This is a genomic window from Microbulbifer agarilyticus (assembly GCF_020171345.1).
Taxonomy (GTDB): domain Bacteria; phylum Pseudomonadota; class Gammaproteobacteria; order Pseudomonadales; family Cellvibrionaceae; genus Microbulbifer; species Microbulbifer agarilyticus_D.
In genome coordinates this window covers 1,687,024-1,700,298 of record NZ_JAIUZM010000001.1, presented here as the reverse complement: position 1 = coordinate 1,700,298, position 13,275 = coordinate 1,687,024, and the positions used below count along the sequence as shown (strand labels likewise).

Here is a 13,275-nt window from a genome sequence, read left to right as displayed (position 1 = left end):
TGTATCGACGACAGGAATGTCGCCGACGCAGCGTAGATGGACGTATTCACAAAGGGGGGGGGCGCCTCGCCCGCCCCTGAAAACCCTTGCCCAGCGCCTTGGCGCCACCGCCGGAAATTCAGAGCTACTCAAACGGCCAATTAATCGATCAATCCACAGACGTCGGGCGCGGCCCGCTGATCTCGGGCAGGCAGGCCGCAGCGGCAATACCAAACCCCTGTGCGTAATCCACCCCCATCAAACGCAGCCGCTCCAGTAGCTCCGGAGTTTCAGCAAATTCCGCAATGGTGCTGATCCCCATACGCTTGGCCAGGTGGTCCACCGTACTCACCATCGCACTGTCGATTTCATCCTCCAGCATATTGCGCACAAAGGAGCCGTCGATCTTCAGGTAATCCACCGGCAGCTGACGCAAATACGCCAGTGAGGAAGCGCCGCGGCCAAAATCATCCAGCGCAAAACTGCAGCCGGCCGCGCGCAACTTGTGAATAAACATCAGCGCACGATCCAGGTTATTGATCGCACTGGTTTCGGTAATTTCAAACTGTACCCGCGACGGCGCAACGCCCGTATCCGTTAGCTCACGCAGCACAAAATCCGCAAAATACTCATCACCAAGGCTGATACCGGAAACATTGATCGCATAATGGAAACCAACCGCGCCGCTGCTCTGCTCAAGTGCCATGTACTTGAAGATCTTGCGAATCACCCAGCGATCCAGTTCATCGATAATACCGTAGCGTTCCGCGGCCGGTAAAAATAGCCCCGGAGATATTATGTCGCCATCGCGCCCACGCATGCGCACCAGTACTTCGTAGTGATGAATCCGGTTTTTTTCCTGCAGTGCGACCACGGGCTGGCGATAGAGCATCAGCCGATCATCGCGGATTGCCGCATGGATCTCTGCCAACCAGGTGCCCTCACGGCGTTTCTCCAGCGCTTTGCGCGAATCACCAAAGAATTTCACCCGGTTGCGCCCCTGTTCCCGGGCCGCACTACACGCATCATTGGCAGTTGCCAGTAGCTGACTGGAGGGTGGTGCATGGGCGTCCACACTCACCGCACCGATGGACAGGGCAGGGTGGGTTTCACTGGTTTCCCACTCGAATACAAAATCATTTACCGCCTCGCGCAGGCGCGTGACGATACGCTTGGCTTCTTCCAGCGTGCAATCGCGGAGCAACAGAGCAAATTCATCGCTGCCCACGCGCCCCAATAAATCGTTCTTGCCCAGACACTGGGTAAGGATGCCTGCTATGGCGACCAGCAGCGCGTCGCCGGCGTTGTAGCCGAGGGTGTCGTTGACCACTTTGAATTGATAGACATCGAGATACAGCAGGATATGATGCTGGCGCGGGCCGGCATCCCGATTGAGCAATTGCTGCAGGGCCTGCTCAAATGTCTGACGATTGGGAAGGCGCGTGAGCGTATCGTGACTGCTTTGCCAGCTGAGGCGGGAAGAAATACGCCGTGCTTCCGACGTGTGCCGCAGAACCACGACATAACCATCCAGGCTCACGCCGTCTTTGACACTGTTTATCTGAACACTGATTTCAACCAGGTCTGCCTCACTGTGCGCGCCCCGCTGCCCCTGCCTGCGCAAGTTGGCGCGAAGCTCGCGACGGCTTGGCACCACTTCCGCGGCAGCGTCACCTGTATTTAGGGCCAGGTCTAATGCCACACCCTCATCATCTTCAAGACTGAGACATTCCGACAAAATCTGACCGGGCAGCAAGCCCACAAGGCTGCCGCACAGCTCGCCAGCGAGTGGGTTGCTGTAACGGATGCGGCCATAACGATCGGTAATCACTACGCCATCGGCCACTTCCGCCAGCGCCAGTTCGGCAGCAGCCGGGCTCATCTGTGCACTGGGCGCCATATCAGGCGTCGATGCATCGAGCTGACCATGAAAGGTGGCATTTTGAGAATCAAATTCAGTCAAGGGACATCCAGTTCAATCGCCTGTGCAAGTGGCCCGCTTCTACAACACGGCAACGGCCAGATGCCAGGATGCTCAGAGCGGCGCAACCACTTACCGTAACGAATGCATTGCGTACGGAATTAACTGTACACCGGATTGGTGACAATTTCCGAGCGAAAACAAACTTCTCAAAATAATACCGATTTCCGCGCTGGCGCGGTAACCCTTGGGCACTCCCTGTTACAAATTGTGTGTAAATTCACAAACTTTTAGGAAATATTTTCAGGCCAGCACAAAACCAACCCCACCCATCACAGGTGCTGGCGCAAGAACGACTTTAATTTTTCATCTTCAAACGCGCGCTGCAAAGTAGCGCTCAGCAGCTGGTTAATGGTGCTCTGCACCTCTTCCTTGCTCGGCTTGATCAGGTTGCGGTCTTTACCACTGGTGCTGTAATTACCAAAAAATGTAGCGCCCTTTACCGTGACCTGCAGCTGAATCGCCGCGCCAGAGTCGACTTTGGTGGTATAGAGCTTGTTCGGGCTGGTGTAGCGCAAGTCGGTTAGAGTCGCTACCACCTGCACATCGCCGCCGCCTTCCACGGCGCGGAATGACCAGGCTTCAAACCCCTGATACAGCGCATCGGCAATCGCCCGGTCAATGTTATTGGCCAGGGTCACATTTGAGGAATCGGAGTAGATACCACCCAGCGAACCGAGGCCGTCGTTGCTCAGTTGATTGGCACCACGGGCGGAAAGGGTATAACCCGCTCCGATATTATCCACGGCAACGCTCACCTGCGGCTTGATTTCAACCTGCACCGGGCTGTGCGCACAGCCACCCAGCATGACCGCAAAACCTGTTGCTAATATCGCAAGCAGTGTTTTCATAAAAGGCTCCTTTTTTATCAGTAAGGGCCGCAAACAGCGGCAATATATATTTCAGTTAGGGATTCTGTTACACGTTAACCATGCCCATGGTGCCCGTGATGGTGATGATGACCTTCCTGCTCCACCTCCGTGCTCATTCCCGCAGGCAGTACATCATTAGGTTCCAATACCGGAAGCGAGAATTGGTAGCTGCTGCCGTCAGCAAATACGAGCTTCACCGGCAGCTGTGCTCCAGCTTTCAGTCGCACGCCATGCACCATCAGATGCGTGGCACCGGGACGCATCTCTATGGAAGCCTGCGCCGGCAAGGCGAGCTTCTCCAGAGCACGCATCTTGCTTACACCACCCTCATGCAGGGTGGTGTGCAGCTCCACACGACCCTCTGGATGGGCGGGCAACTCGATGCGCTCAAGCACATATTCGCTCGCGGACAAATTTTGCAGCGCCAGGTAGGCGGCCCCCATTGGCGCACCCGGAGGCATTTCCCGGGCGTAGCCGACGGCGCTGAGTTGCTCAACAGTCCGCTGGCCGCTCGACTCGCTTGCGTGTATCGCGCCAGCAGCAAACAAAGACAGCAGAACTATGCCCCGCAACAGGCCAGTCACTGCGTGATTATTTTTCATTATCGACTCCCCCCATAGATATAGGTTGCGAAACGCCCACCCCACACTCTGGCACGCGTGGCTTAACGACTCTTTTGTAACAGTAAACGCGGTGGATTGCCGAGCTTTATGTCGCCTCGAACCCGGTATCCGGGCACCGCCTGGCGCAACTGGCTGTAGATCCAGCGCCCCTCTGCATCGTCGCGCGCAACAATAATCACCCGCAACTGATGCTGCTGGATACGCTGGGCGGTCGTCGCGAGCATCTGCACCATGGCCTCCGAGCGCGCCGACAGCTCGGCTGGCGGCAGTGCCACAGTCTGTGCACCGGGCCCGTCCAAAGTCACATCCTGCCGGGCACGCTGCTGCTCGCGCTGCAATTGCGCGCGCACCTCCGCTGATAAGGGGTTGCCGGGCGCAATTTCGTCCGCCGTATTTAGCAGGCTGTTGACCTGCCCGAAGGACCGCCGGCGCAAGGCATCGCGCGCCCGGTCCACCTGATGCATCACCAGGGTCTGGATGCCCGCCTTGGCCTGGGTATTACCGGGGTCCAGTTGCAGTACCTGCAGATAAAAATCGTAGGCGCTGGCACCGGCCGGCATCGTGATAAACCCCTCGCGCTGTGCCACTTCCGCACGCGTCAGAAAGTGGCGGATGGTGCGCTGGCGTACCTCTTCCGGGCTGGGGCCCGTGGGCGCCGGTGGCACGACCACTTGCGGCGCTGGAGGCGGCGGCGTCGCACACCCTGCCAGCAGCACAACCGCACCGGTTGCGAAAACAGTGACCGCCTTCAACTTTCTGATACCCACCTCCCTGCAGCAGTCACCCACTGGAGCAACTGTTGTTTTTTTGTACCGACACCACCGTTATACTGCCAGCGCAATCATGCACAGGTTGCGGCAAACGCCAGAATCCAACCTGAGCCCGCCCCCTGCAACCGGGGAACGACGGCTTGCAATAACAGTCCAATCTGACCCGACTATAAAGAATTTTATTACCGATGACTGCGAACACTTCCGGCATGCGAGAAATTTATCCGCACCACCCGTCGAACAGGCAGCGCTCGCCACTCAGCCAGCTGGGGGCCGCAATAGCTCTGCTGGCGGCATTGCTGTGCAGCGTGCTGCTGAGCGCTCCGGCAAGCGCACAACAGGAGAATCCGTTCGCCGCGCTCAGTGGTGGTCAGGACGACTTCCTGCCAGTGGACGAAGCCTACCAGCTGGACGTCCTGTTAAATGACACGGATGCGGCCGCCCTGTTCCAAATCGCCCCGGAATATTACCTGTACCGAGACAAGCTATCGGTCTACCTACTGAACGGCGAAGACAAAACCGAACTGCCGCTCTCGCTGGAAAGCGGCGAGGTGATCTGGGACGACTATTTCGAAAAAGAAACCGAAGTGTATCGCTGGCAGCTGGAAGTTCCGCTGGCGCTGCCCGCGGGAACCAGTAAGGCCCGCCTGCAGGTGAACTATCAGGGCTGCGCGGATGCCGGCCTGTGCTATCCGCCGCAAACACGTAATTTTGAGCTGGATCTGGTGCAAAAAACCGCCACTCCTGCCGAAGGTAGTGGTGGTCTGGGCTCTAGTCCCGGCGGTGCGCCAAGCGGCAGCTCTGCGCCCCTCGCCGGCAGCGCCGGCAGCACCCTTTTCTCCAGCCTGTTACTGGCCATGGCGCTGGCTTTTGGTGGTGGCATGCTGCTGAACCTGATGCCCTGCGTCTTCCCGGTGTTGTCCATTAAGGCGCTGACCATTACCAATAGTGGCGACCGCCAGCGACTGCACGGCTGGGCTTACACCGCGGGCGTGGTCGCAACCTTCCTGCTGATTGCCACTCTGATGCTGGCCCTCAGAACCGCAGGGGAGGCCGTCGGTTGGGGCTTCCAGCTGCAGTCACCGGTAGTGGTTGCGGCATTGGCCTACCTGTTTTTCGCCATGGGTCTTAGCCTGTCCGGACTGACCGAGCTCGGTGGTCGCCTGATGGGCCTCGGCGCCAACAGTGAAAGCAAAGGGTTGGGCGGCTCCTTCTCCACAGGCGCACTGGCTACCGTCGTGGCCAGCCCGTGCACGGCACCCATGATGGGCTCGGCACTGGGCTTTGCTGTGACCCAACCCGCGCCAGTGGCACTCGCGGTATTCGCCGCCCTCGGCTTCGGCATGGCGGCGCCCTTCTTGCTGCTTACCTATATTCCCGCACTGGCGCAGCGCCTGCCGCGCCCCGGCCCCTGGATGGAAACGCTCAAGCAACTGCTGGCCTTCCCCATGTACCTGACCGCGGTTTGGCTGTTGTGGGTACTGGGCCGCCAGAGCGGCAGTGACGGTGTTGCCCTGGTTCTGGCCGGCGCGGTCGCCATCGCCTTCGCCCTGTGGCTGTGGCCTCGCCCGGCCACCACTGGCAAGACCTGGCTGCGCACCAGCACCGCGGTGATCGCGGTTGCCGGCGCCATTTGGGTACTGCCTAATCTCGACAGCAATGCCGGCCAGCCGTCTCAAGCGAACAAAAGCGATTACTGGCAGACCTACTCGCCAGAGGCTCTGGCAGCAGCGCGCAGTGAAGGCCGCCCGGTGCTGATCAATATGACCGCAGCCTGGTGCATCACCTGCCTGGCGAACGAAAAAGTCGTACTTTCCAGCGACCGCATTACCGCGGCGGTAGAAGATCTGGGTATTACCGCACTGAAAGGAGACTGGACCAACCAGGACCCACAAATCACCGAGCTACTCGCGCGCTATGGCCGCTCCAGCGTACCGCTATACCTGCTGTTTCCCGAGGGCGGCGGTGAACCACAGATTCTGCCGCAAATCCTGACCCGCGACGGTCTGCTAACCGCTATGCACAGCGCCGTGAGCGAAGAGCGACTCGCAGAGTCCGTCACCCGCTAGCTCCCCACTGCCGGTGGTGACGCCACCGGCAACCCCAACTTACTGCGCAGCCAACTAGCTGCGCCGTTCATCGGTTGCCCTAGCGCTTCCGCCATCTCCCTCGCCGTCATCATCCTCGCTATAACCGCCGCCGCAGAACCGAACCCCGCTTTTCGGCCAAAACGCCATTGTGGCCATTCACGCTGGCGAAAACGCCACCTCTTCATGAAAAACTACGGCAATTAGGTCGCTAACTTCGGCGAACTGCGCGCAACGTCTCTTTTTCGTCATTTGAGGCATGGACAGGGGGTCACTTTTACGGCAAACTCCAAGCGAAATTTGCCAAACACCCCTTGTGACGCGGTTTTCCGGGAACTTACATGACTTTTTCCCGATTTTAGTCACAATTTTGCGCGCTTTACCGAGGCACAGAATGGCTAAACTGCTTTTGCTACACGGCCCCAATCTGAACCTGCTGGGCACCCGCGAGCCAGAAATCTACGGTTCCACGACCCTTTCCCAGATTGATGAAGCTGCCAGCGCGCAGTGTGCGGAGGCCGGCTGCGCATTCGACAGCCTGCAAAGCAACCACGAAGGTGAGCTGGTGGCACGTATTCACCAGGCCTTTGCCGACAAGGTGGACATCATTGTGATCAATCCTGCGGCCTTTACCCACACCAGTGTGGCGCTGCGCGATGCCCTGGCCGGTGTAGCCATCCCGTTTATCGAGGTACACCTGTCGAATCCGCACGCCCGCGAGTCTTTCCGCCATCACTCCTACCTGTCCGATTTGGCCAAGGGCGTGATTTGTGGGTTTGGCGCCGATAGCTACACGCTGGCCGTGGGGGCTGCGCTCAAGCAACTGGGCTGAACAAGATTTTCATTTCCCGACTGCGTGTCGGGGAACCGGTATACACAAGATCAAGAGTGAACTGTTATGGATATCCGCAAAATCAAGAAACTGATCGAACTGCTCGAAGAGTCCGACATCGGCGAGCTGGAGATTAAAGAAGGTGAAGAATCCGTGCGCATCAGCCGTGGCCCCAGTGGCGCCGCGATACAGATGCCACACATGGCAATGCCGATGGCCGCTGCGCCCGTTGCACCGCAGGCGCCCGCCGCGCCTGCCGCTGCACCAGCCGCACCCGCGGAAGAAGCGGTCCCTGCACTGACTGGCCACCCGGTTAAGTCCCCAATGGTTGGTACCTTCTATGCAGCCTCCAGCCCAGGTGCCGATCCTTTCGTGAAGGTTGGCCAGCAGGTAAAAGTTGGCGACGTCATCTGCATCGTTGAAGCCATGAAAATGATGAACCAGATTGAAGCGGACAAGGCCGGTACCATTGAGGCAATTCTGGTAGAAGACGGCCAACCGGTAGAGTTCGACCAGCCGCTCGTCGTTATTTCTTGAGCGGGGGCGTTTACGCATGTTTGAAAAAATTCTGATTGCCAACCGCGGCGAGATTGCCCTGCGGGTGCTGCGCGCCTGTAAGGAAATGGGCATCGCCACGGTTGCGGTGCACTCACAGGTCGACCGCGACCTCAAGCACGTACGCCTGGCGGATGAAGCCGTATGTATCGGCCCCAACCCATCCCCCCAGAGCTACCTGAATATCCCCGCGATCATCGCGGCGATGGAAATCACCGATTCGGTGGCGGTGCACCCAGGTTACGGCTTCCTCGCTGAGAATGCGGATTTCGCCGAGCAGGTACAGAAAAGCGGCTTTACCTTTATTGGCCCGGACGCGGACGTGATTCGCCTAATGGGCGACAAGGTTTCCGCAATCGCCGCGATGAAGAAAGCCGGCGTACCTACGGTACCCGGTTCTGACGGCCCGCTGCCGGACGACGGTGAACGCTGCCTGGAAATCGCGCGCAAGATTGGTTTCCCGGTCATCATCAAGGCGGCTGCCGGTGGTGGTGGTCGCGGTATGCGCGTGGTACACAGCGAAGGCGCGCTGGTAAATTCCATCGCGGTAACCAAGTCCGAAGCCGCTGCAGCGTTTGGCGACAGCACCGTCTATATGGAGAAATTCCTGCAGAATCCGCGTCACGTGGAGATCCAGGTGATGTCCGACGGGCAGGGTAACGCCGTGCATTTTGGTGATCGCGATTGCTCACTGCAACGTCGCCACCAGAAGGTTCTGGAAGAAGCGCCAGCACCGGGCATTCCGGATGCGGTGCGCAAGGAAGTGCAGGACTCTTGTGTGCAGGCGTGTATTGATATCGGCTACCGCGGTGCGGGCACTTTCGAATTCCTGTACGAAAACGAGCGCTTCTATTTCATCGAGATGAACACCCGTATTCAGGTTGAGCATCCGGTATCGGAAATGGTGACTGGCGTTGACCTGATTAAAGAGCAGATCCGCGTATGTGCGGGTGAGAAGCTCTCCTTCAAACAGGAAGACATCAAGATCACCGGCCACTCGTTCGAGTGTCGCATTAACGCAGAAGACCCGAAGACCTTCTTCCCGAGCCCGGGCAAGGTGGAAAATTTCCACGCACCCGGTGGTTTGGGCGTACGTGTGGACTCCCACCTGTACGCGGGCTACTCGGTACCGCCCAATTACGATTCCATGATCGCCAAGATCATCACCCACGCGGAAGACCGTGAAACCGCACTGGCGCGGATGCGTGTCGCCCTCAGCGAAACCATCATCACCGGTATCAAAACCAACATTCCTTTGCAGGAAGACTTGGTTCGGGATGCGGAATTTGCCAAGGGTGGGGTGAACATTCACTACCTAGAGAAGAAGCTCGGACTCGAGTAATTCTTTCGAGGGTTTGAAGCCAATCCGGTGGCGCCAAAGCACCGGGGAAAGGCTTTCAAAACCGCTGTGAATACATCCCTGTACGCTGCGTCGGCGACGTCCCTGTCGCCGACGCTTTTGAAAGCCTTTCCCCGGCACTTTGCCTTCAGACTTACCTTTCCTACCCTGTAAGCTCACGCTCTCTAGTAGAATGCACCCAAGTTCGAATCGAAGGCTCCGCTGTTGTTGGGGCTTTGCGGGACCGTCTGCGGCCAGGACGGCCGCAGCCGAGCCCCCATGGATGGGTTTACGGCGCGTCCCGCAAAGCCCCAACAACAGCGGAGCCGCCACGAGCCACCCAAGCACTTCAAAACCAAAAACTCCGGATAACATCTAATGCCCTGGCTCCAGCTACGAGTAAACACCAACCGCGAACAAGCCGAGAAGATTGAAAATGCTCTGCTGTTCGCCGGCGCCGTCTCCGTCACCCTGCAAGACAATGCCGACCAGCCCATCCTCGAACCCGGCCTCGGCGAGACGCCCCTGTGGGACGAAACCCTCGTCACCGGCCTGTTCGATGCCGAGGTCGACACCGGCGTAACCGAAGCCAAAGCCGCCTCATTCCTGTGTGAACTCCTCCCCAACGCCCGCTGGGAGCAGCTCGAAGACAAGGACTGGGAGCGGGAGTGGATGAGCAACTACAAGCCCATCCAGTGCGCCGAGAACCTGTGGATATGCCCCAGCTGGTGCGAACCGCCCGCACCAGAGGCCGTTAATATCATCCTCGATCCGGGCCTGGCGTTCGGTACCGGCACTCACCCGACTACCTTCCTGTGCCTGCAGTGGCTCGCCGGTGAATCCGTGCAGGGCAAGACTGCCATCGACTTCGGCTGCGGCTCCGGCATCCTCGGTATCGCCGCCATCTTATTGGGTGCCGAAAGTGCCCTGGGTACGGATATCGACCCGCAGGCTCTGATTGCCAGTCGCGACAATGCCGTGCGCAATGGCCTCGAGCCCGAGCGGTTCCCGGTTTACCTGCCGGAGAAGACGCCGGCAGATGCCAGCGCGGACATTATGCTCGCCAACATCCTTGCCGGCCCGCTGGTTGAGCTGGCGCCGCAGCTGGTGGAGCGCACCAAGGTCGGTGGACGCATCTGCCTGTCCGGGATTCTGGCGAGCCAGTCAGAGAAAGTGAAAGCAGCCTACAGCCAGTGGATCGATTTCGACGCAGATGGCGAAAAGGAAGAGTGGGTACGCTTGAGCGGAACCAGAGTCCGATAAATCATTGGGTGCACTACGCCGCAACCGAGACTCCTCGGGCTACGCGGCGGGCCCCACGACTGATAAACTCCCACGCCAAAGCAATAATCGTCGAAACCCATGTCGCAATTGGTTACCCGCTGCCCCCACTGCAGCACCTCGTTTCACGTCAGCGAACCGCAGCTGCGCGCCGCCCGCGGTGCCGTGCGCTGTGGCTCCTGCCTGCAAGTATTCCGCGCTGACGAAAATATCGTATTCAACGAGGACGATCCGCAGCCGGCCAACAAAAAGGCCATAGAAGAACTGCTGGAAGACGACGATTTTCTGATTCACGACGATATCGACCTGGATGGCGATAACCAGGCAGGGAAAGAAGATCTACCCAGATCCGCTAAAGCTGCGCCGAAACAGCCGGCACAAGCCGCCACCTCTGACAAAAAGAACGACGAAAACCCGCTGATCGACGACGCCTTTGGTGAGCAGCAGTGGCAGGAACTCGGTAGCGAAGAAGACGATGACCAGCAGCGCGACCTGCTGGACCTGAACAACGACCTCGACCGGATTGGCGATACCCCCGACAATCCCTGGGCGGAAGAAATGGCCCGGGAAGAGTCCAGCAACACCCGCCATCGCCGCGCCACGCAGTCGGCCGATGACCTGTTCGCCGAGCAGTTCGAAGCGACAGATGGTACCGGTACACCCGGTCATGACGAATTGCTCGCCTCTCCGGCTGATGATTTCTCTCTGCACCCGGACGATCAACCCGGCAGCCTGACGGATGCACAACTGGACCTGACGGAACTGAATGCGCGCCATCTGGATTCCGGCCAGCTGGAATCGGCACCGCTGCTGCCCAAGGACCAGCTGATCTCATCCATCGGCGCCGCGCCAATTGAGATGTCGTGGCAGCCCAAGCGACACCATATCGTTCCCACCTGGCTGTGGACCCTCGGCAGCTTGCTGCTGATATTCGGGTTGGCGGGGCAAACCGCCTACTTCGGCTTCGACACCCTCAGCAAGCGTGAGCCCTGGCGCAACCTCTACGCCCAGGTCTGCCCGTACATCGGTTGCACCTTGCCGCCGCAGGTGGACATCAATGCCATTCACACCGCCAATCTGGTGGTGCGCAGCCACCCCACGATCCCTGGCGCCCTTGCCGTGGAGGCGGTACTGCTCAATCGCGCACCGTTCGACCAGCCCTTCCCCAGCCTGCAGCTGCGCTTCACTGACCTGAAGAACAGCCCGGTGGCGAGCCGCCGGTTTAGCCCGCAAGATTACCTGCGCGGCGAACTATCTGGCCGGCGCCTGATGCCCGCCGGTAACCCGGTGCATATCGCGCTGGATATCGTCGACCCGGGCGCGGACGCGGTGAATTACGAGCTGCGTATCGCCCCGAACTGAGCCCACTGCGAACATAGCCCGGTCGTAACAGAAGACGCAAAATACGTGCGGTGGCGCATATTGCTACAAACTGTTGCACAAAGTTCGTCCCAAACGGCCAGCCATCGACCAATTTGAGCGCTTTTTCGCTTTTCCAGTGGGCGGGCAGCCGCTATCATAGGCGGCTCTTTGACACCTGATGAGACCAAACCCGCGGGAGGGTGCGTTGCCCACGGAACTGCTAAGCAGCTTCGCCATAGGCCCCTATAACATCGAAGCGCCAGTTATCCTGGCGCCCATGGCCGGCGTTACCGATCGCCCCTTCCGCAAATTGTGCCGCGAGCTCGGCGCAGGTCTGGTCGTATCCGAGATGGTCACCTCCGACACCAGTCTGTGGAACAGCCGCAAATCCCGTATGCGCCTGAACCACGCCGGCGAGGCGGGGCCGATTTCGGTGCAAATTGCCGGTGGTGACCCAGAGATGATGGCCAACGCCGCGCGTGCAAACGTCGAGCGCGGCGCCCAGATCATCGACATCAACATGGGTTGCCCCGCAAAGAAGGTGTGCAAAAAAGCAGCGGGTTCTGCCCTGCTGCGTGATGAGAAACTGGTCGCCGATATCCTGCAGGCGGTGGTTTCCTCGGTACCGGTTCCAGTGACGCTGAAAATTCGCACTGGCTGGTGCCCGGATTCCCGCAACGGGGTAACGGTGGCCAAGATGGCCGAAGATTTCGGAATTTCTGCACTGGCAGTTCACGGACGCACCCGCGCCTGTGGCTACCATGGTCAGGCCGAATTCGATACCATTGCCGAGATTGTGTCAGCGGTGAAGATACCTGTCTTCGCCAATGGCGACATAACTGGCGCGGAGAAGGCCCGCAAGGTGTTGGACTACACCGGCGCCAAAGCGGTCATGATTGGCCGTGCGGCTCAGGGACGTCCATGGATATTTCGGGAGATTGCTCACTACCTCGCAAAGGGGGAGCATCTACCGGAGCCCTCACTGGATGAAGTCAGGGATATATTAATCACTCACTTGAGTGAACTGCACCGTTTCTACGGTGAGGTTATGGGGGTACGTATCGCCCGTAAGCATGTGGGTTGGTACGTAAAAACACTCGCGGACAGCGAGGAGTTTCGTAAGACCTTTAACCGAATAGATAGCGCAGAAGCACAACATGCCAGCGTTCGTGAGTGGTTTGAACGCCGAATAACTAGAGGGGCAAAAGCGGCATGACTAACGAAGCATTAATTCCGGATACCAGCGATGTGGTGTCCACTGGGGGCCAGACTCAACTACAGCAGCCGCAAGCTTTGCGCGATGCGGTTGAGCACGCGATGGAAAACTACTTCCGCCACCTGGACGGACAGATGGTAACCGACGTGTACGATATGGTGCTGTCTGAGATTGAAGCGCCTATGCTGGAAGTGGTGATGAAGCACACCCGCCACAACCAGACCCGCGCAGCGCAGCTGCTGGGCCTCAACCGGGGCACCCTGCGCAAGAAGCTTAAGCGCTACGGCCTGCTGTAAGGCAGCCAACCGCTCCAGGCAGCCATATCCTGGGCGGCAAAAATTCGACGAGGGGGGATGAGCCGAGCTCATCCCCCCTCGC

At 59.0% G+C, this 13,275-nt stretch carries 12 protein-coding genes; 8 read left to right on the top strand and 4 right to left on the bottom strand.

What is annotated here, in order from left to right:
* Nucleotides 1–148 precede the first annotated feature (148 nt).
* The 4 genes from LCM31_RS07150 to LCM31_RS07135 all read right to left on the bottom strand — a co-directional run bounded on the left by LCM31_RS07150 (nucleotide 149) and on the right by LCM31_RS07135 (nucleotide 4,222).
* Nucleotides 149–1,942, bottom strand: a complete 1,794-nt coding sequence (locus tag LCM31_RS07150) for a putative bifunctional diguanylate cyclase/phosphodiesterase (protein WP_224868617.1) — start codon at nucleotides 1,940–1,942, stop codon at nucleotides 149–151.
* 290 nt (nucleotides 1,943–2,232) lie between these two features.
* Nucleotides 2,233–2,811, bottom strand: coding sequence for a YajG family lipoprotein (locus tag LCM31_RS07145; protein ID WP_224868616.1), 579 nt, complete (start codon nucleotides 2,809–2,811; stop codon nucleotides 2,233–2,235).
* 74 nt (nucleotides 2,812–2,885) lie between these two features.
* Nucleotides 2,886–3,434, bottom strand: coding sequence for a copper chaperone PCu(A)C (locus tag LCM31_RS07140; protein ID WP_224868615.1), 549 nt, complete (start codon nucleotides 3,432–3,434; stop codon nucleotides 2,886–2,888).
* Between the two features lie 62 nt (nucleotides 3,435–3,496).
* Nucleotides 3,497–4,222 carry an N-acetylglucosaminyltransferase gene (locus tag LCM31_RS07135; RefSeq protein WP_224868614.1) on the bottom strand — a complete coding sequence of 242 codons (726 nt, stop codon included), beginning with the start codon at nucleotides 4,220–4,222 and terminating at the stop codon, nucleotides 3,497–3,499.
* A 191-nt stretch (nucleotides 4,223–4,413) separates the two neighbouring features.
* Between LCM31_RS07135 and LCM31_RS07130 the strand changes: the two genes are divergently transcribed.
* The 8 genes from LCM31_RS07130 (at nucleotide 4,414) to fis (ending at nucleotide 13,193) form a co-directional block, all read left to right on the top strand.
* Nucleotides 4,414–6,294: a protein-disulfide reductase DsbD family protein gene (locus tag LCM31_RS07130; protein WP_224868613.1), complete on the top strand. Its 1,881-nt coding sequence runs from the start codon at nucleotides 4,414–4,416 to the stop codon at nucleotides 6,292–6,294.
* Nucleotides 6,295–6,706: 412 nt separating this feature from the next.
* Nucleotides 6,707–7,144 carry a type II 3-dehydroquinate dehydratase gene (gene aroQ, locus LCM31_RS07125; protein ID WP_224868612.1) on the top strand — a complete coding sequence of 146 codons (438 nt, stop codon included), beginning with the start codon at nucleotides 6,707–6,709 and terminating at the stop codon, nucleotides 7,142–7,144.
* 66 nt (nucleotides 7,145–7,210) lie between these two features.
* Complete coding sequence (accB, locus tag LCM31_RS07120; RefSeq protein ID WP_224868611.1) at nucleotides 7,211–7,681, top strand: acetyl-CoA carboxylase biotin carboxyl carrier protein; 471 nt, start codon at nucleotides 7,211–7,213, stop codon at nucleotides 7,679–7,681.
* A gap of 16 nt (nucleotides 7,682–7,697) precedes the next feature.
* Nucleotides 7,698–9,041 (top strand): acetyl-CoA carboxylase biotin carboxylase subunit, encoded by a 1,344-nt coding sequence (accC, locus tag LCM31_RS07115; RefSeq protein ID WP_224868610.1) that lies wholly within the window; start codon nucleotides 7,698–7,700, stop codon nucleotides 9,039–9,041.
* Nucleotides 9,042–9,416: 375 nt separating this feature from the next.
* Nucleotides 9,417–10,301 (top strand): 50S ribosomal protein L11 methyltransferase, encoded by an 885-nt coding sequence (gene prmA, locus LCM31_RS07110; protein WP_224868609.1) that lies wholly within the window; start codon nucleotides 9,417–9,419, stop codon nucleotides 10,299–10,301.
* 99 nt (nucleotides 10,302–10,400) lie between these two features.
* A complete protein-coding gene (locus LCM31_RS07105; protein WP_224868608.1) occupies nucleotides 10,401–11,681 on the top strand; it encodes a DUF3426 domain-containing protein in 1,281 nt (426 codons plus the stop codon).
* 178 nt (nucleotides 11,682–11,859) lie between these two features.
* The gene (gene dusB / locus LCM31_RS07100) at nucleotides 11,860–12,897 is read left to right on the top strand and encodes a tRNA dihydrouridine synthase DusB (RefSeq protein ID WP_404804229.1); all 1,038 of its coding nucleotides are present in this window, start codon (nucleotides 11,860–11,862) and stop codon (nucleotides 12,895–12,897) included.
* Nucleotides 12,894–13,193 (top strand): DNA-binding transcriptional regulator Fis, encoded by a 300-nt coding sequence (gene fis, locus LCM31_RS07095; protein WP_010132306.1) that lies wholly within the window; start codon nucleotides 12,894–12,896, stop codon nucleotides 13,191–13,193. The genes dusB and fis overlap by 4 nt, the downstream gene beginning before the upstream one ends.
* Nucleotides 13,194–13,275: the final 82 nt, after the last annotated feature.

What these genes read in the sequence shown, in the direction of transcription:
- LCM31_RS07145 (WP_224868616.1), bottom strand. Translation starts at nt 2,811, where the DNA reads ATGAAAACACTGCTTGCGATATTAGCAACAGGTTTTGCGGTCATGCTG.
- LCM31_RS07140 (WP_224868615.1), bottom strand. Translation starts at nt 3,434, where the DNA reads ATGAAAAATAATCACGCAGTGACTGGCCTGTTGCGGGGCATAGTTCTG.
- LCM31_RS07130 (WP_224868613.1), top strand. Translation starts at nt 4,414, where the DNA reads ATGACTGCGAACACTTCCGGCATGCGAGAAATTTATCCGCACCACCCG.
- aroQ (WP_224868612.1), top strand. Translation starts at nt 6,707, where the DNA reads ATGGCTAAACTGCTTTTGCTACACGGCCCCAATCTGAACCTGCTGGGC.
- accB (WP_224868611.1), top strand. Translation starts at nt 7,211, where the DNA reads ATGGATATCCGCAAAATCAAGAAACTGATCGAACTGCTCGAAGAGTCC.
- accC (WP_224868610.1), top strand. Translation starts at nt 7,698, where the DNA reads ATGTTTGAAAAAATTCTGATTGCCAACCGCGGCGAGATTGCCCTGCGG.
- prmA (WP_224868609.1), top strand. Translation starts at nt 9,417, where the DNA reads ATGCCCTGGCTCCAGCTACGAGTAAACACCAACCGCGAACAAGCCGAG.
- LCM31_RS07105 (WP_224868608.1), top strand. Translation starts at nt 10,401, where the DNA reads ATGTCGCAATTGGTTACCCGCTGCCCCCACTGCAGCACCTCGTTTCAC.
- dusB (WP_404804229.1), top strand. Translation starts at nt 11,860, where the DNA reads ATGAGACCAAACCCGCGGGAGGGTGCGTTGCCCACGGAACTGCTAAGC.
- fis (WP_010132306.1), top strand. Translation starts at nt 12,894, where the DNA reads ATGACTAACGAAGCATTAATTCCGGATACCAGCGATGTGGTGTCCACT.